At 65.1% G+C, this 22,902-nt stretch carries 21 protein-coding genes; 15 read left to right on the plus strand and 6 right to left on the minus strand.

The annotated features are described in order from the left end of the window. From Q8K99_07080 to Q8K99_07090, 3 genes are all read right to left on the minus strand, one after another. A partial coding sequence (locus tag Q8K99_07080; protein MDP2182315.1) for a glycosyltransferase family 2 protein occupies window positions 1-291 on the minus strand: 291 nt, incomplete at its 3' end. Next, window positions 288-1,568 carry a glycosyltransferase family 4 protein gene (locus Q8K99_07085; protein MDP2182316.1) on the minus strand — a complete coding sequence of 427 codons (1,281 nt, stop codon included), beginning with the start codon at window positions 1,566-1,568 and terminating at the stop codon, window positions 288-290. The genes Q8K99_07080 and Q8K99_07085, both read right to left, overlap by 4 nt. Continuing rightward, window positions 1,568-2,464: a glycosyltransferase family 2 protein gene (locus tag Q8K99_07090; protein ID MDP2182317.1), complete on the minus strand. Its 897-nt coding sequence runs from the start codon at window positions 2,462-2,464 to the stop codon at window positions 1,568-1,570. Before Q8K99_07090 ends, Q8K99_07085 begins: the two co-directional genes overlap by 1 nt. A 100-nt stretch (window positions 2,465-2,564) precedes the next feature. On the opposite strand from Q8K99_07090, the gene Q8K99_07095 reads away from it, so the two are divergent. The 5 genes from Q8K99_07095 to rfbD all read left to right on the plus strand — a co-directional run bounded on the left by Q8K99_07095 (window position 2,565) and on the right by rfbD (window position 7,067). Continuing rightward, entirely contained in the window at window positions 2,565-3,548 is a 984-nt protein-coding gene (locus Q8K99_07095; GenBank protein ID MDP2182318.1) for a glycosyltransferase family 2 protein, read from the plus strand. Window positions 3,549-3,612: 64 nt separating this feature from the next. Continuing rightward, entirely contained in the window at window positions 3,613-4,680 is a 1,068-nt protein-coding gene (locus tag Q8K99_07100) for a glucose-1-phosphate thymidylyltransferase (protein MDP2182319.1), read from the plus strand. Window positions 4,681-4,720: 40 nt separating this feature from the next. Then, window positions 4,721-5,176, plus strand: a complete 456-nt coding sequence (locus tag Q8K99_07105; GenBank protein MDP2182320.1) for a dTDP-4-dehydrorhamnose 3,5-epimerase family protein — start codon at window positions 4,721-4,723, stop codon at window positions 5,174-5,176. Continuing rightward, window positions 5,173-6,189: a dTDP-glucose 4,6-dehydratase gene (rfbB, locus tag Q8K99_07110; protein MDP2182321.1), complete on the plus strand. Its 1,017-nt coding sequence runs from the start codon at window positions 5,173-5,175 to the stop codon at window positions 6,187-6,189. The genes Q8K99_07105 and rfbB overlap by 4 nt, the downstream gene beginning before the upstream one ends. Continuing rightward, entirely contained in the window at window positions 6,186-7,067 is an 882-nt protein-coding gene (gene rfbD, locus Q8K99_07115) for a dTDP-4-dehydrorhamnose reductase (protein ID MDP2182322.1), read from the plus strand. Before rfbB ends, rfbD begins: the two co-directional genes overlap by 4 nt. A gap of 6 nt (window positions 7,068-7,073) precedes the next feature. Here the strand turns inward: rfbD and Q8K99_07120 are convergent, their stop codons facing one another. Next, on the minus strand, window positions 7,074-8,378 hold the full coding sequence (locus Q8K99_07120) for a glycosyltransferase family 4 protein (GenBank protein MDP2182323.1): 1,305 nt from the start codon (window positions 8,376-8,378) through the stop codon (window positions 7,074-7,076). Window positions 8,379-8,429: 51 nt separating this feature from the next. On the opposite strand from Q8K99_07120, the gene Q8K99_07125 reads away from it, so the two are divergent. The 3 genes from Q8K99_07125 to Q8K99_07135 all read left to right on the plus strand — a co-directional run bounded on the left by Q8K99_07125 (window position 8,430) and on the right by Q8K99_07135 (window position 11,593). Beyond that, the gene (locus tag Q8K99_07125; GenBank protein MDP2182324.1) at window positions 8,430-9,506 is read left to right on the plus strand and encodes a glycosyltransferase family 1 protein; all 1,077 of its coding nucleotides are present in this window, start codon (window positions 8,430-8,432) and stop codon (window positions 9,504-9,506) included. Continuing rightward, complete coding sequence (locus tag Q8K99_07130; GenBank protein MDP2182325.1) at window positions 9,503-10,618, plus strand: glycosyltransferase; 1,116 nt, start codon at window positions 9,503-9,505, stop codon at window positions 10,616-10,618. The genes Q8K99_07125 and Q8K99_07130 overlap by 4 nt, the downstream gene beginning before the upstream one ends. A 282-nt stretch (window positions 10,619-10,900) precedes the next feature. Beyond that, window positions 10,901-11,593, plus strand: coding sequence for a hypothetical protein (locus tag Q8K99_07135; GenBank protein ID MDP2182326.1), 693 nt, complete (start codon window positions 10,901-10,903; stop codon window positions 11,591-11,593). Between the two features lie 52 nt (window positions 11,594-11,645). Here Q8K99_07135 and gmd read toward each other — a convergent pair whose 3' ends face one another. Beyond that, complete coding sequence (gmd, locus tag Q8K99_07140; GenBank protein ID MDP2182327.1) at window positions 11,646-12,614, minus strand: GDP-mannose 4,6-dehydratase; 969 nt, start codon at window positions 12,612-12,614, stop codon at window positions 11,646-11,648. A gap of 11 nt (window positions 12,615-12,625) precedes the next feature. Then, entirely contained in the window at window positions 12,626-14,107 is a 1,482-nt protein-coding gene (locus Q8K99_07145) for a mannose-1-phosphate guanylyltransferase/mannose-6-phosphate isomerase (GenBank protein ID MDP2182328.1), read from the minus strand. A gap of 202 nt (window positions 14,108-14,309) precedes the next feature. Between Q8K99_07145 and Q8K99_07150 the strand changes: the two genes are divergently transcribed. Genes Q8K99_07150 through Q8K99_07180 form a run of 7 tightly spaced genes read left to right on the plus strand, consistent with a single transcriptional unit; the run spans window position 14,310 to window position 22,852 of the window. Beyond that, window positions 14,310-15,710 (plus strand): phosphoglucomutase/phosphomannomutase family protein, encoded by a 1,401-nt coding sequence (locus Q8K99_07150; GenBank protein ID MDP2182329.1) that lies wholly within the window; start codon window positions 14,310-14,312, stop codon window positions 15,708-15,710. Between the two features lie 4 nt (window positions 15,711-15,714). Then, on the plus strand, window positions 15,715-16,851 hold the full coding sequence (locus Q8K99_07155) for a glycosyltransferase (GenBank protein MDP2182330.1): 1,137 nt from the start codon (window positions 15,715-15,717) through the stop codon (window positions 16,849-16,851). Continuing rightward, complete coding sequence (locus Q8K99_07160) at window positions 16,848-18,224, plus strand: sugar transferase (protein ID MDP2182331.1); 1,377 nt, start codon at window positions 16,848-16,850, stop codon at window positions 18,222-18,224. Before Q8K99_07155 ends, Q8K99_07160 begins: the two co-directional genes overlap by 4 nt. 8 nt (window positions 18,225-18,232) lie before the next feature. Beyond that, window positions 18,233-20,374: an O-antigen ligase family protein gene (locus tag Q8K99_07165; protein ID MDP2182332.1), complete on the plus strand. Its 2,142-nt coding sequence runs from the start codon at window positions 18,233-18,235 to the stop codon at window positions 20,372-20,374. After that, window positions 20,346-21,047 carry a redox-sensing transcriptional repressor Rex gene (locus Q8K99_07170; GenBank protein MDP2182333.1) on the plus strand — a complete coding sequence of 234 codons (702 nt, stop codon included), beginning with the start codon at window positions 20,346-20,348 and terminating at the stop codon, window positions 21,045-21,047. The genes Q8K99_07165 and Q8K99_07170 overlap by 29 nt, the downstream gene beginning before the upstream one ends. Beyond that, window positions 21,048-21,761: a tetratricopeptide repeat protein gene (locus Q8K99_07175; protein ID MDP2182334.1), complete on the plus strand. Its 714-nt coding sequence runs from the start codon at window positions 21,048-21,050 to the stop codon at window positions 21,759-21,761. After that, a complete protein-coding gene (locus tag Q8K99_07180) occupies window positions 21,758-22,852 on the plus strand; it encodes a hypothetical protein (GenBank protein MDP2182335.1) in 1,095 nt (364 codons plus the stop codon). Before Q8K99_07175 ends, Q8K99_07180 begins: the two co-directional genes overlap by 4 nt. Window positions 22,853-22,902: the final 50 nt, after the last annotated feature.

Here is a 22,902-nt window from a genome sequence, read left to right on the forward strand (position 1 = left end):
GGCATCGAGTAGGCACAGCCACGTGCCGGACGCCATCTTCGCAGCTGCGTTTCGTGCCGAGGACGTGCCGCCGTTGTCCTTTCTCGCCGACTTGATGCGTCTATCCTGCTCCGCCCACTCAAGCGCGACCTCGAAGGTCGCGTCTGTCGAGCCGTCGTCGACAACGCATGCCTCCCATTCCGGGAGTTCCTGCGTCACAAGGCTCGCGAGTGTTCGCCCGAGAATGTGCTCGGCGTTGTACGCGGGCACGAGGATCGAGAACTTGGCCGAGGAAGGCGTGGTTTCGTTCACGCGCGTTGCACCGCCTTCCAAGCACGTGCCCACACGGCTCGAGGAACTCGACGTGCCAACTTCGCCCATCCGGATCTCCTGGTGGACCTGATCGCTGCCGCGCGTGCCGCATGCGCGGGTTCCCATCGCTGACGCTGCTCGTAGAACGTCTTCAGCTTGTCGAGGGATTCTGCTGCTTCGTACTGCGCTCTCACAATGCGCATCTCGCGGGCAGCCCGCTCGCCAAGAGAGGCGCGCAACTCCGGCTCCTCGGACAGTCGGCGCATCCAGTCCGCGGCGGCGTCCACGTCCGGCTCGGCCCACTCGGGCTGACGAGAGAAGCCTTCCGACCGGTAGGCGTCGTGCGTGGCGGTGACCGGCACCAGTGTGTACGGCACAAGGCACGAGTTCTCCTCGGAGGTGAAATCCATGTTGCCGGACCAGCCCGTGCAGATTACCGGCTTGCCGAGCGACATTGCCTCCATGAGGACGAGACCGAGTCCTTCGGCGCGGTGCAGCGAGATGAGCGCGTCGCAGCTTGCATAGAGCTCCAGGAGTCCGCGGTACGGTAGCTGCTCTTCGATGATGGAGACGTCGGCCCGGCGCGACACCAGATCCCGCAGTCGGTTCAGCAGCGGTTGATGCTCGGGTCCAGCGTCGCGAGAGTTGAGTTTGATCACGAGCTGTGGTCCGCTGTCTGGCTCGAAGGCTCGCTCGAATGCCTCGATCGCTCCCCAGGGGTTCTTGCGCTCGATATCGCTCGTCACGTCGAACGCGCACAGGAACACGACGCTGTCCGGCGCGAAGCCCCATCGCCCGCGGTCAGCCGCAATGTCGTCGGGCAAGAATACCGCCTGCGGGAAGCGGATAATCGGGACCTCGGGAGCCTCTGCCGCAATCGTTTGGGCGATGAACTCGCTCGGGGCGAGCACCACGTCCATCATCCGCAGGCCGCGCTTCCAATCCTCGGGTAGGACGGGCAGTTCCCAGAAGGGGAGGATGGCGTTGAATCGCTTCTCCGGTCTCAGAGTGGCCCACTGGATGCACATCCTGAGCATGCACGCCGGCGGGTTGGCCGAGAACAGGTTGACGGCGTACGGCATCTCCCGTCCTCGGCACTCTCGATCTGGATATTCCGGGTCTGTAGTAGCACGAGAGTCGTAGACGCTCATGTCGCGATAGCACATCGGCACGTCGCGCGCGTCCATCACGCGCATGAGCGTGCGCGTCACCCACGCCTGACCGAACGTCCCGGTCACATAGCCGAAGATGTTGAACCCCCATGGAACCTCGCGCATCAGCCGATCCTTCCGAAGCGCCCACGCAGGAAGTCGATGATACCGCCTCCGATGCCGCGAACTTCGCCGAAGTGTCCTCGGACGGCGTAGTAGGCGACTCGGGCGACACCGTGGCGCATCACGCGCCCAAGACGATCTCGCCGATGGCGCTTGTGGAACAGCAGGCGGTTGCGCATCTCGTAGCGCAGCTGTAGCTGGCGGTTGCCGGAGAAGGAAGACGATACCTTGTGCCACACGCGCGACCCGGGGACGTAGAGCAGCTTCCACCCGGCTTCCGCGGCTCGAGCGCACCAGTCGACTTCCTCCCAGTACAGGAAGAAGTCGTCGCTCATCCCGCCGATCTGGTCGATGACCTCGGTTCGAGCGAGAATGCTGCAACCGGTGATGTACTCGGTCTCCCGCACTGCGTCGAACTGCCCGCAGTCGACCTCTCCCTCGCCGATGTGGTAAGAGTGTCCATCGATCGGATCGATGCCCGCCCCGGCGAACCAGATTGTGGTAGGGCGGTCGAAGAAGTAGATCTTCGAGCCAAGAAGACCCGCTTCCGGATGAGCCTCGGCAGCCTCAATCAGCGCGGACAGCGCCCCCGGGTCGACCTCGGTGTCGTTGTTGAGCAACCACACGAATCCGGCGTCGGCCTCGCGTGCGTAGCGCATGCCGAGGTTGTTGCCCTCGGCGAAACCGAGGTTCCTGCCGACCTCGATTAGGTGCACGCAGGGCTCCTGGGCGAACGCATCGCGAAGGGCTGAGACGGAGTCAGCGGCGGACCCGTTGTCGACGATCACGATGTGGAAGCGGGGGTAGTCGAGCGCCAGACACGACCTGACGCACTCGAGCGTGACGTCCAGGCCGTTCCAGTTCACGAGGATGATCGAAACGAGCGAGCGGGTGTCCACAGGCGAGACAATCGACGTTTCCGCAGCTTAAAGGGCTGATGCACGCACAGTGTAACATCTATTCGACGCGGGAAGCGGCAGAGGCGACTGAGGAGAATACGTGGAAGCCCGGGCGACGATCATCATCCCGAACTGGAACGGCATGGCACATCTCGAGGAATGCCTTTCCACGATTCGCTCTCAGTCGATGCAGGACTTCCGGTTGCTCATCATCGACAACAGCTCCGAGGATGGAAGCCCCGAGTGGGTGGAGCAACATCATCCATGGGCAGAGGTGTTGCGTCTTGGTTCAAACACGGGATTCGCAGGTGCCGTCAACGCGGGAATCAAGGCATCGGACACCCCGTTCGTTGCGCTACTGAACAACGACACGGCTCTGGATTCGCATTGGCTTGAGGCGCTCGTGGACGCATTGACCGAACTCTCCGACTACGATTTCGCAGCCTCCCGCATGGTGTTCTACTCCGACCCAGATGTACTCAATTCCGCTGGAGACGTGTATGACGTCGCGCATTTGGTGGGGCGCAACCGGGGGTTTGGCCAGGTTGCCGCCAACTATGCGACTCCCGAGCGCGTGTTCGGGGCATGCGCCGGCGCCGCGCTGTACAGGTCGTCGTTCTTTCGCGATGTCGGGCTATTCGACGAGCGCTTCTTCCTCATGCATGAGGACACGGACATCAACGTGCGTGCGCTTATCGCCGGCAAGCGCTGCGTCTATGTCCCGGATGCCATCGTTCGTCACAAGGTTCGTGCCACAATCGACACGCAGGCCCGTCCTGAGATGGATTCGCTTGAGATCAGGAATCGGGCACTCGTGGCTGCAAAGGACCTTCCGTGGAGCGCCGCGCTTGTTGGTCTTCTCCGCTCCGGGGTGCTTTGGCAACCTGTGCGCTCGACCTTTCCACTGCGACCCAGCAACTGGAGGAAGATACCGGGGCTTGTTCGAAGCTTCGGAGCCCGACACGAGCCGGCAGTGACGGGGTTGAAGATGGGTCTGGCGATTCGCGGTGACGTGTGGTCCAGGCGGGTGATCGGCCGCAGGGAGATTGCGCGCTGGTTGCGTGAGGGCGCGGGGCCTCTTTAGGCAGCGGTGCATCCGGCGCGTAATGGTAGAATCCTCCCGTTGCGCACCTTCGGCAGGAGGTCTGATGAAAGCGCTCATTCTCGCTGGCGGCAAAGGCACCCGCTTGCGCCCCATCACGTTCACCCGCGCCAAGCAGCTCGTGCCGGTCGCGAACAAGCCGATTCTCTTCTACGCCATCGAGGCGATTCGCGACGCGGGCATCACCGAGATCGGTGTCATCGTCGGCGATACGGCGGCCGAGGTCATGGATGCGCTCGGCGACGGCTCGCGCTGGGGAGTCAAGATCACCTACATCCCGCAGGAAGCACCGCTCGGTCTTGCGCACGCGGTCAAGATCTCGAAGAGTTTCATGGGCAACGACCAGTTCGTGATGTACCTCGGTGACAACCTCATCAAGGACGGCATAACGCGCTTTGTCGCCGAGTTCGAAGAGAACGGCGGGGATGCCCAGATCCTTCTTGCACACGTTCCCAACGCGTCGCAGTTCGGCGTGGCCGAACTTGCCGAGGACGGCTCCGTCAAGCGGCTGGTCGAGAAGCCCGCAGATCCGCCGAGTGATCTCGCCCTTGTCGGCGTCTACCTCTTCGGGCCGAGCGTCTTTGAGGCAGTCGCCGCTATCAAGCCGTCCGCGCGCGGCGAGCTCGAGATCACGGACGCGATCCAGTGGCTCGTCGATAACGGCCGAGTTGTCCGACCGCATGTCATCGGCGGATGGTGGAAGGACACCGGCAAGCTTGAGGACATGCTCGAGGCGAACCGCATCATGCTCGACATGATCGAGTCCGATGTGCGCGGCGTGGTCGATGAGAAATCGCAGGTCCACGGTCGCGTGAAGCTGGGAGAGGGCAGCAAGCTCGTGAACTCCGTCGTACGCGGGCCGGTCGCCATCGGCGAGAGCTGTGAGATCGTGGATGCCTACATCGGTCCGTACTCGTCGGTGGGCGATGGCTGTGTCATCACCGGCAGCGAGATCGAGCACTCGATTCTTCTTGCCGGCGCTCGCGTGGAGAACACGCACGGGCGTCTCGCCGACAGCCTTATGGGCTGCAACGCTGTCGTCCGCAGGGGCAATGGCATGCCCTCGGCCTACCACGTAATGCTCGGCGACAACTCCGAAGTCGAGATTGTCTAGTAGGATGGGCTCGTCCGCGCCATCACGGGAGGGGTAACCCATGATCGACGGCGTCAAGCTCAAGGACCTGCGTGTCATGCCGGATGACCGCGGCATGCTCATGGAGATGTGGCGTTCCGACGATCCTGACTTCCAGGGCTTCGGACAGGTCTACATCACCTGGGTCTACCCGGGCGTGGTCAAGGCGTGGCACTACCACAAGAAGCAGACCGACCATTTCGTATGTGTCTTCGGTATGGCCAAGGTCGGCCTCTACGACTCGCGCGAGGACTCGCCGACCAAGGGCGAGACCAACACGTTCGTCATCGGCTGGCAGCGCCAGCGGCTGCTGATCATCCCGAACGGCGTCTACCATGGCTTCACCGCCGTGGGCACCGAGCCGGCGGGCATCATCAACATCCCGACTGAGCTCTACAACTACGACGACCCCGATGAGTTCCGCCGTCCCTTCGACGACCCGGAGATCGACTACGACTGGGGCGTGGAGAACGGATGAGACTTCTTGTCAGCGGCGGCGCCGGCTTCATCGGCTCGAACTTCGTACGGCGCATGCTCGCGACACGCGACGACCTCGAGATCGTCTGCTTCGACAAGCTCACCTACGCGGGTAACCTCGACAACCTGAAATCCGCCGAGGACGACCCTCGCTACTCCTTCGTTCGCGGCGACATCTGCGACCGCGCGGCGGTGGACGCGGCCATCGACGGCGCCGGGGGCGTGGATGCGATCGTGAACTTCGCGGCGGAAACGCACGTCGACCGTTCGATCGCCGAGCCGGAGGCTTTCCTCCACACCGACATCCTTGGCACGCACACTCTGCTGGAGGTCGTGCGCGAGCGCGGGATCGGGCGCATGGTGCAGGTCTCGACAGACGAGGTCTATGGCTCCATCGACGAGGGTTCGTTCACCGAGACCGATCGGCTGCAGCCGTCGAGCCCGTACTCGGCGAGCAAGGCCGGGGGCGACCTGCAGGTGCTCGCGTACCACGTCACGTACGGCACGCCCGTCATGATCACGCGCGGGAGCAACACCTACGGCTCCTACCAGTACCCGGAGAAGCTCATCCCTCTGTTCGTGACCAACGCTCTCGAGGGTCGTAAGCTGCCGCTGTACGGCGACGGCATGAACGTGCGCGACTGGCTGCACGTCGATGATCACTGCGATGGGATCGCGGCCGTCCTCGACGCCGGCGAGCCGGGGCAGGTCTACAACGTCGGCGGTGGCAACGAGCGCACCAACCGCGAGATCACGTCGATCATCCTCGACGAGCTGGGGCCAGGGGAGGACACTATCGAGTGGGTCGCAGACCGCCCCGGCCACGACAGACGCTACTCGATCGCGTGCGACAAGCTGCGCGGTCTCGGCTGGGACACGCAGGTCGAGTTCGAGCAGGGCCTGCGCGACACCATTCGCTGGTATCGCGACAACGAGTGGTGGTGGCACAAGATCAAGCACGGCGAGGGTGAGTTCGCCGATTGGCAGAAGCGCTGGTACGAGGAGCGTTCGTGACACGTCGCTATCTGATCGCAGGGGCACGCGGGATGCTCGGCACGGCGATGCAGCGCGTGCTGACCGAGCGCGACGAGTGGTTCCTCGCGCCCGACGAGTCCGACTTCGACATCACCGATGACGTTCGCGTCCGCGCTGTCGTAGCCGACTTCGTGGACGCGACTGCCGGGAAGCCTTCGGTACTCGTCAACGCGGCCGCCTACACCAACGTCGAGCGTGCCGAGGACGAGCCGGGGCTCGCCTATCACGTGAACGAGAAGGGCGCGCGCAACCTCGCGCTCGCCGCCGTTGAGTACGGCCTCGATTTCGTGCACGTCTCGACCGACTACGTCTTCGACGGCGAGAAGGACGGCCCCTACGTCGAGGGAGATCCCGTCAACCCGCTCTCCGTCTACGGCATGTCGAAGCTTGCAGGCGAGCGCGCGGTGGCCGAGGCGTACCCTGGGGCCATCATCGCCCGCACCGCCTGGGTCTTCGGCCCGTCCGGCGTGAACTTCCCGGTCAAGATGCTTCAGCTCGCGCGCGACCACGACACGCTCCCGGTCGTCACTGACGAGGTCGGCTCGCCGACCTTCACCGTCGACCTTGCGACCGGTCTCCTTGGCCTGCTCGATGCGGGAGCGACCGGCCTCTACCACCTCACCGGAAGCGGTTCGTGTTCCCGCTTCGAGCTAGCCGAGGAGATCTTCCGGCTTGCGAACATCGACGTGAAGCTCGAACCCACGACCGCCGACCAGTTCCCGACGAAGGCGCATCGGCCGCACAACTCGATGCTCGACTGCAGCAAGGCGGCGGCGCTCGGCGTGATGATGCCCGACTGGCGCGATGCACTCGCGCGTTTCATCCCGGAGCTGCTCGAGTCGCAGCAGGACGCGTAGGCTGCGCTAGGCTCCAAGCCGCGTCTTGAGCCGGTGCCAGGCGGCGCGTACGATGCGTCTGCCCATGTTGAGCGGATAGCGACGCGCGAGCCGCGACATGCGCTGCTGCGCTACGGTCGATTCGCCCGCGACGAGTTCCTGTGCGGCAGTGAGCACCGGTTCGAACGCGCGGCCCGAGCGGTGCTCTGCCTGCGTGCGCTGCGCCGTTTCGCTGGCGTGGGCGCCGATGCGCGCACGCAGCGCCGGGTCGTCCGCCAGCGCACGCATCCAGCGGACCGCCTCCGACAGGCGCGGTTCAGCCCACATCTGCTCGCCACTGATCGCTCTTCCGTAGGCCGGCTGGGTGCTCGAGGAGACTTCGACAGGGTCATAGCCCACAAGGCAGGAGTTCTCCTCGGTCATGAAGTCCATGTTTCCGGAGAACGCGGTGCCGATCACCGGCAGTCCGAGCGCCATGCCTTCGAGCAGGCTGAGTCCCAGTCCTTCGGCGCGGTGCAGGGACACCAATACGTCGCAGCTCGCGTAGAGTGACAGCACCTCGGCGTAGGGCATAGAACGATCGATCACCGTGATGCGCTCGTCGGCGGCGGTCTCGCGAAGGCGAGTGACGTGCCGCTCGAGCCCAGGAAGCGTGTCGACGTTGTTCACCTTGATGATGAGGCGCACGTCGCTGCGATCGGGGAAGGCCTCGGAGAATGCGCGCACTACCACCCACGGGTTCTTGCGCTCCATGTCGCTGCGCATGTCGAAGCTCATCACGAACACGACCTCGTCGGCGGCGAGGTCGAATGCGGGGCGGTCGGGGCGGATCCCCTCGGGCAGGTGCACCGTCTGCGGGAAGGGCACGATGCGTGCGTCGGGGATGTCGGCGCGGACCGCGTCGGCCACATAGCGCGTCGGCGCCATGATGATGTCCATCGCGTGCAGTGGTTCGATCCACGACGCAGGGACGCGGGGAAGCTCCCAGAACGGCACGCACACCTGGAGCGTGTCGGCAACGCGGACACGCTCCGACCCAGGCCCCAGCAGATACAGTGCCTGGTCCGGATTGATGTGGAAGAGGTTCACCGCGAACGGACCCGCATCGCGGGTGCGTGCGATCTCCTTGGCGAAGGAGACGTCGCGTCCCTGCATGCCGCCGCCGGGGTCGACGTCGTCGAGGCGCACCGCGTGTCCGGCGTCGACAAGCATCCGCGCGGTCGTGCGCGCGGCAACACCGAGGCCGAGATTCGAGGTCAGATAGCCAAAGACGTTGAAGCCGCAGGGGAGTGCCCCGCAGGCGTCGGATGGTTGCCTTGAGATGGGTGTCATGGGGCTACAATGCTAGTCTAGGCCGTGCACGTTGTCGACGAATGGAGAGTCGTGACCCGCGTTCTTCTCGACTGCCGCATGGCCGAATGGACGGGTGTGGGTCGCTACACGAAAGGCCTCGTCCGGGCGCTGGCACGCACGTCGGGCATCGAGGTCGTCCAGGCTGTCGACACCGGGCCCGCTCCCGAGCCCGACGCCGAGACCGTGCACGCCGGTGGCATCCCGCTAGCCCCGCGCGGCTGGTGGTCGCTCGGGAGCGCGGCGCGTCACGTCCGCCCCGATGTCGTTCACTCGCCGCACTTCCCGGTCCCGATGCCGGCACCGCACCCGCTCGTCGCGACCCTGCACGACCTCACCCCGCTGCGCGTCCCCGGCGTCATGCCGTCAGCCGTGCAGCGCGCCATCTTCGCCCGCATGGTCGGTCGTGCCGCACGTGTGTCCGACGCGCTGATCACCGGCTCGCACCACGCCGCCGACGACATCGCGCGCTCGTTCCCGGCCGCCCGCGGGAAGCTGCGCGTCATCGCCCACGGGGTCGACGACTTCGCCTCCGGCGCGGTGGGGACGCTGCCGGCGGAACTCGCCGGGGCCGGGCCGTACATCCTCGGCTTCGCGAACACTCGGCCGCACAAGGGGCTCGACGTGCTCCTGCGAGCATTCGCCGAGCTTGTGGCCGACGATCCCGCTCCCGTCCTCGCGCTCGTCGGACCGCCGGCACCCGACGCCATAGCCCGGGCGATCGCAGACCCCGGCGTCCGCGAGCGTGTGCGGGTCCTCGGCCGGGCGGACGATGACACTTTGCGGGCGCTATACAAGGGCGCCCTGGTTTTCGCCTTCCCCTCGCTGTACGAAGGATTCGGCCTGCCGCCACTGGAGGCTATGTCATTCGGAACTCCAGCTGTATGCTCGGATGCGACAGCGATTCCCGAGGTGGTGGGGGATACTGCGCTGCTGTTCGCGGCGGGTGATGCACATGCACTTGCCGCCCGGCTGCGCGAGATCATCCACAACGAGCCGCTCCGGGAACGTCTGCGGCAGGCAGGCACCGCTCGGGTCTCGGCGTTCACCTGGGACGCGGCGGCCGCCGCGACGGTTCGAGTCTACGAGGAGGTCGTCTCCGCCCGGTGAAGGACGTCTCGCAATCGACATTCGTCTTCGCGTCCAGCCGTCCCGGCTCGGTAATGGGCCGCGTCGAACGTCGCCTCCTGCGCGTGATGGCGGCGCTTCGCGCACGCGGCGCCACCGTGTTGCTCATATGCGCGCCGCGCAGCCCCATGGCCGCCGAGGCCCGCGAGCATGGGATAGAGGTCGCCTTCTACGCGCTCGACCGCGTGAACTTCATCCGCACGCGTTCGCGCATGCGCAAGTACTTCAAGCGCTTCGGTCCGGACGTCGCGCATTCGACTGGCGTGGGAGCCGATCTACTCGTGCGGCATGCGGCATCGGGAGTCCCCACGCGTGTCGTCAACACCCTGCTGTGTTCGGACTGGCCACGCGGAAGCTCCAGCCTCTTCTCGCGGCTTGTCACGCGCAAGCTTGACGCCCGCTCCCTGGACGGCGCGGACATGCTCGTGTGCGACTGTGCCCGCCTCGCCACCCGTCTGGCCGACAGCGGCGTCGAGCGGGGGCACATCCTCGTCGACCCGCCCAGCATCGACATCGCCGAGGTGATGGCGCAGTCAGGCCAGACCATCGACCTGCCAAGGACTAGCGTCCCGCTCGTGGGATACGGGGGCAGGATCGAGGAGAGCAGGGGACTCGAAACGCTCGTTGCGGCGTCGGCGATCCTAGAGGCGTCCGGTGTGCTCGCGCAGGTGGTTGTCGCGGGCGAGGGCCCGCTCCTGCGCACGTTGCGAGATGACGTGCGCTCGAGCCATGTGCGCTACATCGGCTGGGTCGACAGCGTGCCGGCCGTGCTGCGAGAACTCACGGTGGCTGTGTTCCCTTCCACGCGACCCGGCGTTCCCACGTCGCTGCTTGAAGCCGCCGCTCTTGGCAAGCCGATCGTGGCGTCGCGAGTCGAAGGCATCGACGAGCTGTTCGAGGACGGGCGGGAGATCAGGCTGGTACCGCCCGGAGACCCGAAGGCCCTGTCCGCCGCGATCGCCGACCTGATGTCCGATCCCGAGGAGGCGGCCGACATGGGTGAGCGTGCGCGTCACCGCACCATCGACGAGTACTCCTCGGATGCGTCTATCGATCGCCACCTGTCGCTCTACCGCGAGCTGATGTCGCGGTAGCCAGGCGAAACGGGGGACACGGGTGCCCGCCGGAAGTCGGCTTCCAGCATGCGCTCGTCGTGCACATCGTCACGCAGTATCCAGACGCGGCAACGGGACCGAGAGTCCGCCTGCCTGATATGATAAGAGCCTAGCTAGCAGCGCGGCTGAGGTATGTCGGCGGCGATTCCGCCAATTCAGACGCATGCTCAGAATGAAGACTCGATTGCGAGGCAGGGCGTGACGAAGACCCCGGCTCCAAATCGCTGTGTTGGCGACCCAGGCTCGACATAGGAGTGACGCGTGACGCAACCTGGTTCGGCCCGCCCGAAGAGACCGTGGTACCTGCACCTCGCATGGGTGCCAGCCGGGGCCTTCCTCGAGTTCGCCGTCGCGCTGGTGTTCTCCAGTTGGCTGCACTGGCCGCGCCGGTTCTTCCTCATCCCGTATGTCGGCCTCGGGGTGGCCCTCAGCTACGCCTTCTTCCGCTGGAACCGTCTCAGCATCCGCAGACTGCTGCGGCACAGCTGGCGCATGGGTCTCGTGGGTGCCCTCGTGGCCGGTCTCGCGGCCGTCGGTGTCGTGATCCGGCAGCCCGCTTCGGCGCTCGCTGTCGGCTGGCGCCTGCCTGTCGACGTGCTCTGGTCGGGAACCGCATACGCCGCGGTCGACGCTGTGACGCTCTCGGTAATCCCTGTGCTCGCAGTGTGGCAAGCGTTCTCGGCTGTGGGCTGGGTGAGCAAGCCCGCCGGCAGGCTCGCCGCGCGTGCTGCGGGGTTCGCCGCCAGTCTCGCTGTCGCAGCCGTCTATCACGCCGGCTTCGCGCAGTACCGCGGACCCCAGGTCATGGGTGCTGTTGTGGGAAACGCGATCTTCACGGCTAGCTATGTTCTCACCGGCAGCCCGCTGTCGCCAGTGCTCAGCCACATCGCCATGCATGTGGCGGTGGTTCTCCGCAACCCCGGAACGGCGATCCAGCTCCCGCCTCACTACTGAGACGCAATCCAGCCCCGGCGCCCTGTGTCACTTGGCGCAGGGGCGTGGGCTTCTAGCGACTCACCCCGTAGCGCTCCAGGTCTGAGTCCACCATCATCTCGACGAGGCCCTGGAAGCTCACCTTCGGTTCCCAGCCGAGCTCGCGCTTCGCCTTGCCGGGATCGCCAAGGAGCAGCTCGACCTCGGCGGGCCGCATGAAGCGCGGGTCCTGCACTACGTGCTTCTCGTAGTCCAGACCTGCTCGCGAGAAGGCGATCTCGCAGAACTCGCGCACCGTGTGAGTCTCGCCCGTGGCGACCACGTAGTCGCCCGGCTCGTCCTGCTGCAGCATGAGCCACATCGCCTCGACGTAGTCGCCGGCGAATCCCCAGTCACGCTTGGCGTCGAGATTGCCGAGCGTGAGTTGCGTGGCCTTGCCCGCTGCGATGCGTGCGACGCCGTCGGTGATCTTCCGGGTGACGAACTCGATGCCCCGTCGCGGTGACTCGTGGTTGAACAGGATGCCGTTGCTTGCGTGCATCCCATAGCTCTCGCGGTAGTTGAGCGTGATGAAGTAGCCGTAGACCTTCGCCACTCCATACGGCGAACGGGGATGGAACGGCGTCGACTCGCTCTGCGGCGTTTCATGCACCTTGCCGAACATCTCCGAGCTCGAAGCCTGGTAGAAGCGGGCGTCGGGCTTGACGCGGTGAATCGCCTCGAGAATGCGTGTCACTCCGAGAGCGTCGACGTCCCCGGTGTAGACCGGCTCCTTCCACGAGTCGGCGACGAAGGACTGCGCGGCAAGGTTGTAGACCTCGTCCGGCTTCGCATCCTCGATCGCATCGAGCAGCGAGGTCTGGTCGAGAAGGTCCCCTCCGACCACGGTGATGCGCTCCAGGAAGGAGTCGATTCGCTCGGTCGTTTCCGACGATGAGCGCCTCTGCAGGCCGAAGACCTCGTAGCCCTTCTCCAGCAGCAGCTCTGCGAGGTAGGAACCGTCCTGACCGGTCAGACCGGTGATGAGTGCACGTTTGCCCACGATAACGCCTCCTAGCGTCCCCAGTCGTCCTCGTAGCGGACGATGTCGTCTTCACCCAGGTAGTCTCCCACAGCTACCTCGATCACGCGAAGCATGCTGTCGCCGTCGTTGCTCATGCGGTGCCTGGACCCGATCGGCAAGTAGATGGACTCGTTCGACGCAACACGTACGCTCTCGCCGTCGCGCTCTACGATCGCCTCGCCCTCCACGACCACCCAATGCTCGCTGCGTCGCTCGTGACTCTGCACCGACAGCCGCTTGCCAGGCAGCACGTCGATCGACTTGATCTGGAACGCCTCGCCCTTCATGAGAAGCGTCCAGGAACCCCAGGGTCTGACCGAGGAGCGTGAGGTCACGACCTCGGGCGCCCCCAGGGCCTTGAGAGCGTCGACCACGAGCCGCACGTCCTGCGCGCGGTCCTTGGCAGCCACAAGCGTGGCATCGGCCGTATCCACCACGATGACATCATCGAGCCCGAGCGTTGCGACGAGCCGGTCGGCCGAGTAGGCGATCACGTTGCGCGAGTCGACATCGGTGACGTTCCCGACGAGCACGTTGCCCCGCTCGTCCGGCTTCGCGAGCGTGGCGAGCGAGAGCAGAGAGCCCACATCGGACCAATCGAGCGAGGTCGGCACCACGGCGACGCGGTTCGAGACCTCTAGCACGGCCTTGTCGAACGGCACCGATGGAAGCATCTCGAACCGCTCTCGCGCTGCATCGCTCGTCCACATCTCGGAAGGCAGGCTCGCAAGCCACTCGGTGACACGCACGATTGCCTCGCCGTTCGCCGAATCAGGCGTGGCCGAGGACGACCCGGCCGACAGAAGCTCCTCGATCACGACCGACGCCCGCGCCACGAGCATCCCGGAGTTCCACAGGTAGTCGCCGGAGGCGACGTAGCCCTCGGCGGTTGCGAGGTCGGGCTTCTCGACGAAGCGGGCCACGCGGTGCGCGCTCGTATCGCCGATCGCGAGCCCTTCGAGCGCCTCCCCGGCCTGAATGTAGCCGTAGCCGGTCTCGGGCGACGTCGGGCGCAGGCCGATCGTCACGAGCATGCCGCGCTCGGCGGCCCGGCATGCCACGCCGACCGTCTCGGCCCAGCGCACACCGTCTTCGAGCAGGTGGTCCGAGGGCAGCACGATCATCAGCGCGTTGGGGTCGCGCTGCACGAGGTAGGCCGCCGCGAGCGCCATTGCCGGCGCGGTGTTTCGCGGCACCGGCTCCGCGACGAAACCGATCGCGTTGCCGCCGCCCGAGCTCCGCGCGCCGAGGTGGCTGCGTAGTTCGGGCAGAAGCTGCTCGTTGGTGAAGACATGCAGCGCGCCAGGTTCTACGAACGGTTCGATGCGTGCGACCGCCTGCTCGATGAGGCTCATTCCGCCAAAGATCGAGAGCATCTGCTTGGGTGTCATCTCGCGGGAAAGCGGCCAGAACCTGGCTCCGCTGCCTCCTGCGAGTATGACCGCGTGCAGGTGCGGATGTGCTTGTGTCACGTGCTGCTCCTTCGGGGTGTTCGAATGCCCGCACATTGTCGCATATCTGTCGCGCCACGGCCGCCGCGAGCTGGCGTCGCGTGCGCCCTACGCCTGAGCAACGCCACCGCGTCTGCGGTTCCACCCCGCCAAGGGATGCGGCACAATGAACGGGATGCCCCGCGTCCGTGGCGCGCCACCTCTTGAAGGAGTGATCCAGCGCATGTCCCCAAACGCTGACATTCGATTCGGGACCGACGGCTGGCGTGCCGTTATCGCCGATGACTTCACCTACGAGAACCTGCGCCGCGCCGCCGATGCCGCTGGTCGTGTCTGGGCCGAGGATAGCCCCGGTGGCACGATCATCGTCGGACACGACACACGCTTCGAGGCCGGCAGCTTCGCGCGTGCGGCGGCCGAGGTTCTTGCAACCCATGGCCTGCGCGTGAAGGTCACCGATCGCTACTGCCCGACTCCCGCGCTGTGCTGGTCGGTCGCGCACGACGACAACGCGATCGGCGGCGTCATGCTCACCGCGAGCCACAATCCCGCACCCTACCTGGGCTTCAAGGTCCGCATGTGCGATGGCGGCGCCAGTCCCGTGTCATTCACGCAGCGCATCGAGGCCGAACTCGTCCCCGAACCACCGGCCGCCCGCGGGGACTACGAGGTCGTCGACCTCATGGCCCCATATCTCGCGGCCTTGCGCGAGTTCGTGGACGCCGACGCCATCTCCTCGGCGAGCTTGAATGTGGCCGTCGATCCGCTCTACGGCGCCGGCCAGAGCTACCTCGCGGACATGCTGCGCAGCTTTGGCGTGCACGTGACCGAGATCCACCACGAGCTCAACCCCGGCTTCGGCGGTCTGCACCCGGAGCCGATTCCGCCGCACATCGACGAGCTGCGCGCGCTCGTACTCGAGCAGGCTCTCGACGCCGGCTTCATCACCGACGGCGACGCCGATCGCATCGGGGCCGCCGACGCGTATGGCAACTTCGTCAACCCGCACCGCATCATCTGTCTGGTCGCGCGCCACCTCGTCGAGGACAAAGGCATGCGCGGGCGCATCGTGAAGACGCTGTCGACGTCGGTGCTCGTCGACCGGCTCGCCTCGCACCTCGGACTCCAGGTCGTCACGACGCCGGTCGGCTTCAAGTGGATCTACGAAGAGATGGTCAAGGGCGACGTCCTCATCGGCGGGGAAGAGTCGGGAGGCATCGGTATCCCGAGTCACGTGCGCGAGCGCGACGGGCTGCTCATGGCGCTCATGCTTGCGGAGATGATGGGCCAGCGCGGCAAGGGGCTTGCCGAGCTTGTCGAGGAGCTCTTCGAGGTCACCGGCCCCATGGAGTACATGCGTGCCGATCTGCGTCTCGACCCCGCCGTGATGGAGGTCTTCCTCGGCCGCATCCCGGAGATGGCGCCCGCTCAGATCGCCGGATTCGACGTGCACGACATCGCGCGCGCCGACGGCATCAAGTTCTTCCTGCCCGACGATGCGTGGTTGCTCCTGCGCCCCTCGGGCACCGAGCCGCTCGTGCGCGTGTATGCCGAGGCATCGAACATGGGAGTGGTCGACGAGCTCATCGCCGCAGGCAAAGACCTCGTGACGGAAGGTGCCTGATCGCGTGCGTGTGACGATGGTCAACAAGTACTACCATCCGCACATCGGCGGCATCGAGAACCACATGCGTGCGCTGGCGGGCGGTCTGCACGACCGCGGAATCGATGTCCGCGTGCTCGTCGCCAACGAAGGCCGGATGGGCCGGGTCGACACCGTCGACGGCATTGCGGTCACGCGCCTGCCAAGGAGATTCGCGTACGCTTCCACCCCGGTCGCGCCGGGCATGACCCACGCGATCGCGTCCCTCGCGTCGGGCGACGACGCGTCCGATATCGTGCACCTTCACGCGCCGTATCCGTGGGGCGAGTGGTCGTGGCTCAGAGCCCGCCCGGACATCCCGACAGTGCTCTCGTACCACAGCGACATCGTGCGCCAGCGTTTCCTTGGCGCTGCATACCGGCCGGTCCTCGAGCGTATCCTCGACCGGGCGGACCTCATCGTCGCCGGCTCGCCGAACATGGTCGAGCACAGCGCGCTGCTCGCTCCGCGTGCCGACAAGTGCCGCGTGGTGACCTACGGCATCGACACCGACCGTTTCGCGGATCGACCCTCGGTGCTCGATCGTGCCGCAGAACTCCGCTCCATCCACGAGCGGCCGATCGTGCTCTTCGTAGGACGCCTTGTGTACTACAAGGGCGCCGACATCCTCGTGCGCGCGATGGAGTCTGTCGACGCCGACCTCGTCGTGCTCGGTACCGGCCCGCTGGAGGCCGAGCTGCGCGAGCGAGCGGTCGCGACCGGCACCATCGACCGGATCTCCTTTCTGCCACCGCAGGACGACGACGAGCTCGCAGCCTGGTATCACGCCGCGGACGCCCTCTGCCTGCCGAGCGTCGAGCGCAGCGAGGCCTTCGGACTTGTTCAGATCGAGGCACACGCGGCGGGCACGCCGGTCGTCTCGACCGATCTGCCCACGGGCGTTCCTTTCGCGAACAAGGACGGCGTGACGGGGCTCACCGTGCCTGTCGGGGAGGTCGCGGCTCTCGCCGAAGCGCTCTGCAAGCTCCTCGGCGACGATGAGCTACGCGCGCGCTTTGGCGAGCAGGCACGAGATCGGGCGAGGGCGGAGTTCACGATCCCGCGCATGGCCGAGGAGATGGAAGCCGTGTACGCCGAGGCGATCGCAAGGAGAGCGTCGTGAGGCGCGGCCGCTTCATAGCTCTCTCGGTCTTGCTGGATGCGGTGTTCATCAACGCCGGCCTCGTGCTCGCGTTCTTCGTGCGATTCGGTGGGCAACTTCCGGCATTCAACTTCAACGCCTATCTCTCGACCGCACCGCTGATCACCGTGATCTACCTGGTCGGCGGCTACATCTACGGCGTGTACGAGCCCGAGCGCACCGAGAACCCATGGGCGGTCGTTCGCGCCGTGCTCTCCGCCGTCACGCTCGGCGCGGCCTTGACTGCGGCCGTACTGTTCTTCGGCGGCCTGCGTTTCGCTTCGTTCTCGCGTCTCGCGATCGTCATCAGCTGGTTCATCCACATCGGTCTTCTCGTTGGGTGGAGACTCAGCTTCTTGCGCATCTCGGCTGTGACCTGGCCGGAGCAGCACGTGCTCCTTGTGGGCACGGGGCCGCTTGCTCGCGAGCTTGCGGGCGAGCTCCGTGCGCGAGGCAGGTGGGGCTACCGCGTGGTCGGCTTCCTGTCGGACACGGAGGTCGAACCCGGCGCTCCGCCTGCCGGGTCCATCGACGGCCTTCCGGTCTTCGGCGGCCCGCACGAAGCGTCTCGCATCGTCTCCGAGCAGCGCGTCGACAGGGTCATCATCGTGTCGCCGATCGCGCTTCGCGAGCTGATCGAGTCCCTCGTCATCGCCGAGGAGGCATCGGTTCGCGTCGATGTCGTGCCCGAGCTTTACGAGGTCTTCATCGGAACCGTTGACAGTATGGTCGCCGACATCCCGCTCATGGAAATCACCCGCCAGACGGTGCCGCCGTGGTTCGCAGCGGCCAAGCGGCTGCTCGACCTGTCCTTCGCGCTGCTCCTGCTCGTCGTCCTCAGTCCGGTCGTGCTCGTCGCCGGGTTCGTCGTGCTCATGACCATGGGGAGGCCGGTGTTCTTCGTCCAGGAGCGTGTGGGCAAGGACATGAGGCCTTTCAAGATCATCAAGTTTCGCACGATGGTTCGCGATGCCGAGCGCGAGACGGGCCCGGTGCTCGCGGCCGATTCCGATGCGCGCATCACGCCCCTTGGTGGCTTGCTACGCCGATACCGCATCGACGAGCTCCCACAGCTGCTGAACATCGTTCGCGGCGAAATGAGTTTCGTCGGCCCGCGTCCCGAGCGTGGATATTTCGTGGAACAATTCGCAGCGGTAATCCCCGGCTATCGCGAGCGGTTTAAGGTGAAGCCTGGTGTGACAGGACTCGCGCAGGTCAGTGGCGGGTACGCAACGACTCCCGAACGCAAACTGAAGTACGACCTCATCTACATGTATCATCAGAACCTGCCAATGGACGCGCAGATCGTGATTGAGACACTCAGGGTCGTTCTCACCGGGCGCGGAGCGAGATAGGAGCAAGAGTGGCCAAGAAGCGAGCGGCAGGCCCTGCGGCGAAGACTGCGGCGCCTACCCCCGCACCGCGCCAGCAGATGACGGCCACAGAACGCATCGCCTGGTACTGTCTGCATGCGATGCTCTTCGCAGTCCCGCTCGGCATGAGCAACTGGACCTGGCTCGGGTTCCAGCTCCCGTTCACGTTCGACCAGTTCGACATAATCAAAGTCGCCCTACTGCGCGGGTTCACGATCATCGCCCTGGCGGCATGGATTTGGCATATCGCCGTCGAAGGGGGACGACTCCGCCGCACCAAAGTCGACTACCTCATCCTTGCGCTGCTTGCGTGGATCGTGCTCACTACCTTCACCTCCATCCATCCGCCGACGGCCTTCTTCGGGAAGTACCGGCGCTTCGAAGGGCTCGTGTCCTTCGTCAACTACGCCGCGATCTTCTGGCTCACCACGCAATTCACCGACCGTGCGTCCCGCATCAAGTCCCTCGCGCGGACGTTCTTCTTCTCGGGTTCCATCGTGAGTCTCTACGGCATCATGCAGTACGTTGGGCTCGACCCGATCAGGTGGGGCTCGCTGCCTTTCGAACCGAACCGCGCGTTCTCCACCTACGGCAACCCCGACCTTCTTGGCGGGTTCCTCGTGTTCTCGCTCGTGATCAGCTTCGCTCTCGCTATGGCCGAGGAGGACTCGACATGGCGTGCGGTGTTTTGGGTCGGAACGATCATCAATTCGATCGCCTGGATCGTCGCGTTCACGCGGGGTGCCTGGATCGGAGGCGCAGTCGGCCTCGCGATCGTCGTGTTCGCGATGGTTCGTCAGAAGAGCAAGCTGACAACGGTCGATAGTTGGTTCGTGGCAGCGATGGCGGTGCTCAGCTCCATCATCACGGTGCGAAGCTTGACCGCGGCCTCCGAAGTCATGAACGTCTGGAAGCGCTTCTCGTCGATCCTGAACGTGAGAGATCAGAGCGCCGTGACCCGCTTCCAGATCTGGCAGGCGGCCATTGACGCCATCAAGGAACGTCCGATCCTCGGCTACGGCGCCGATACCTTCCGACTCGTCTTCCCGCGCTTCAAGCCAGAAGGCTATGTCGAGAAGGCCGGCTACCTGTCCGTGGCCGACAACGTGCACAACTACCCGCTGCAGACTATGTCCGCCCTCGGTATCCCGGGCTTCCTCCTCCTGTACGGCGTCTTCGCAGTCGTTCTGTGGCTTTCCGCCCCTATCGTGTTCGCCAAGGAGAACAGCCGGGACCGTCTTCTCATGGTGGGATTCTGGGCAGCGGCCGTGGGATACCTGGTGCAGCTGTTCTTCGGCATCGCGGTAACGGGATCGGGCTTCCTGCTGTGGGTGTCGATGGCGATCGTGCTATCTCCGCTCGCCAAGACGATCCAGGTCAAGGCGCCTTCCTGGGGGATCGCTGCCGCCGCTACCACCGTTGTTCTCGCGTGTGCGCTGCTGGTGGGCAACGTTGTCTATGTCGTCGCCGACAACCACTACCTCCAGGCGAGGGTCTTCGCGCAGGAGGCGAGTCGCGTTGCGGAGGTTCGTGCGGCGATTGCGCTCAACCCGTACAACGACCAGTACCGTGCCGAGCTTGGCGTGGCGTACGCGGATCTCGCTGTCGCGTACCTGGGCCAGGTCGACACCTTGTCGGAACCGGGGCAGGACCCGAAGGCCTTGGAGTCGGCCAGGAACACAGCCGAGATCTACCTGAAGGAAGCGGAAGCCGCCTTCAACGACGTCATTGAGTTTGTCCCGTCCGAGTACGACAACTACGTCTTTCTCTCCAATCTCTACAACATGGCCGGTGACTACTTCGGCGAGGACTACTACGCCAAGGCTGTGGAAGTAGCCAAGCGCGGCACCGAGGTCGAACCCTACGGGCCGGCGGTGCGCCTGCAACTTGCGCGCGGGCTGGTTGGAACAGGAGACTTGGCCGGCGCGCAGAAAGAACTGGAGTACGCAGTCGGTCTCGATTCGCGCTATGTGGAGGGATGGTCACTCCTTGGCCAGGTTCGGTTGACGCTGGGAGACACCGCCGGAGCCAAGGAGGCCTTCGGGCAGGTTTCCCGGCTCAGGCCGGAGGACACGAGGGTCAGCGATTTCCTGCAGCAGCTCGATTCGAGCCAGACGACCACTCCCGAGTAGTGCACGCCAGTCGAAGAAGGAAGCCTGCATGAGTCAACTACCGGTACCACCTACTACTGTCGCGAGACTGCCCCTGTATCTGCGTTGCATGCTGCAGGCACAGAGCCAGCGTGTTGCTGTGATCAACTCCGTGGGCATCGCAGAGATGGCCGGCACGAATGCCGCACAGGTGCGCAAGGACCTGTCATACCTGGGTGAATACGGGACTCGCGGAATCGGCTACGACGTCGAGGAGCTGGCGGCGCACCTCATGCGCTGGCTTGGCATCACAGAGCATCGTCGTGCGGCGATCGTGGGATTCGGCCGGCTGGGCAGCGCACTGCAGAGCTACGGTGGATTCGGGGAACGCGGCTTCAAGTTCGTGGCGGTCCTCGACACCGACCCGGAGAAGATCGGTGTCGAAGCAGGTGAGCTCACGGTCGAGGCGCTCGACGACATCGACGCCGTGTTCGAAAGGGAGGGCGTCGAGGTCGTCATCATGACGGTGCCCGCGAGTTCGGCGCAGGTCGTGGCCGATGCGGTCGTTCGTGCGGGCGTGAAGGCGATCTTGAACTTCGCACCGGTTCGCCTGGAAGTGCCCGAGGACGTTATCGTGCGGCAGGCTGATGTAGCTGCCGAACTGCAGATACTCTCCTTCCACCTCAACACGTCGAGACTCGGAGCAGCTGACTAGATGAACTCGCAAGACGACTCGCAGCTCGATCCAGACGCTCCGGATGGCGATATCGCCGCAGACTCGCAGGCGGCAAGCCAGTACGATGATCGCCAACTCGTTCCAGGATGGCTGGCGGTTCTTGTCGTGGTCCTGCTCCTTGCTGTCATGGGTGTCGGCGGGTATCTCGTTCGTGGTCTCGTCACCACACCTCGCTACGAGACTCCCGAGGAGGCGGAGATCTCCAAGTGGCAGGAGGCGGTTGACGAAGACCCATCAGACGATGGCGCGCGACTCTCCCTCGGCTTCGCGTACCAGCAGGCCGAGCGCTACGACGACGCGATCGCGGAATACGATCGCGTGCTGTCCTCGGAGCCGTCGGACACCGCCGCGCTGTACAACAAGGGAATGTCGCTCTTCGTGCTGGGACGCGACGAGGATGCCGAGGAAGTGCTTTGGAAGGTCATGGAGGTGGACGATACTCATGTGCTCGCCGCCAAAGCGCTTGGCGAGTACTACGCGGAGCGGGGGCAGTATCGCTCTCTCGTCAGGGCGGTTCGACCTGCGGTTCAGATGACCGAGTCGGCCGCGGATCTCCAGTACCTCATGGGGCTAGCGTACGAGAAGCTCGGCCGCGCTGACTGGTCCGAGGCGCGCTACCGCCTCGCCTTGCGCTACTATCCCGACATGCCCGAGGCCAAGGAAGGTCTCGCTCGCCTTGGAGTGAAACCGTGACGGACAATCTGATTCCCCCGCAGAAGCCGCGCGGCTTTCACCTGACCCCGCGCCAGTCGTTCTTGCTCCTAGCCGGCGTGTTGGCCACCATGCTCGTTGGCCTCATCGTCTACCTGCTCATGTTCCTGTCGCCCGCGGGTTTCACCCGGTCCGGCGGTGACGTGAAGAACGGCATCAAGCCATTGCTCACCATCAACGGCCCTGGCCGAGGAGAGAAGCCCGACTTCGACCGGCCGCTTGGGGTCGCGTTCGGTTCCGGTGGCCGCATCTATGTGGTCGACACCGGCAACAACCGCGTCTGCGTGTTCTCCAAGGGGGGCCGATTCCTCTTCGAGTTCGGCGGTTTCGGCGTCGCCAAGCCCCTACCGGGGGCCAAGGAGACCTGGACCGAGGGCTCGATGAACTTCCCGATAGGAATCGACGTCGATTCCGACGGCGACGTCTACGTTGCCAACTTCCGAAACGACCAGATCGACGTGTACGACGAGGATGGGAAATGGCTCAGGCGCTTCCCTGATCCCAAGCTTTCCGTTGGCAGGGGCGCGTCCGGGCAGGACGGTCTCGGGGTCGCGTGCACAGATGTCGCCGTCCGCGGCGATGAGGTGTACGTGACAGACACGTATCAGGTCATCGTGTTCAAGCGCGACGGAACGTTCCTCCGCCAGTTCGGCATGCCGGGTTCCGGTCCGACCGGGCTCGATCACCCCAACGGTATCGACGTGGGGTCGGACGGGACTGTCTATGTCTCGGACTCGAATCACAACCGGGTCATGGCGTTCGAGAAGAACGGCAAACCCATGTGGCAGCTCGGCGAGCAGGTCAGCGACACCACGACCGAGACCACGGACTATGATTTTGGGCTCCCACGAGGACTCACCGTGCTCGACAGCGGGGCGATTGTAGTCGTCGATGCGTTCGAGTTCGCCCTGGCCACCGTGAGCAGTGAGGGGAAGCTCCTCGGCAGGTACGGGACCAGGGGCGTTGAGCCAGGCCAGTTCAACTTCCCGAACGGTATCGATGACCTTGGGAAGAGGCTCGCTGTTGCCGACAAAGAGAACAACCGCGTGGCAATCCTTGAGATTCGCGACTAGGTCGGAGCTTGTTGCGGGGGAGAGCCGCAGCGGTGTATCATGAACATTGC

It is taken from the genome of Actinomycetota bacterium (assembly GCA_030682655.1).
GTDB lineage: Bacteria > Actinomycetota > Coriobacteriia > Anaerosomatales > JAUXNU01 > JAUXNU01.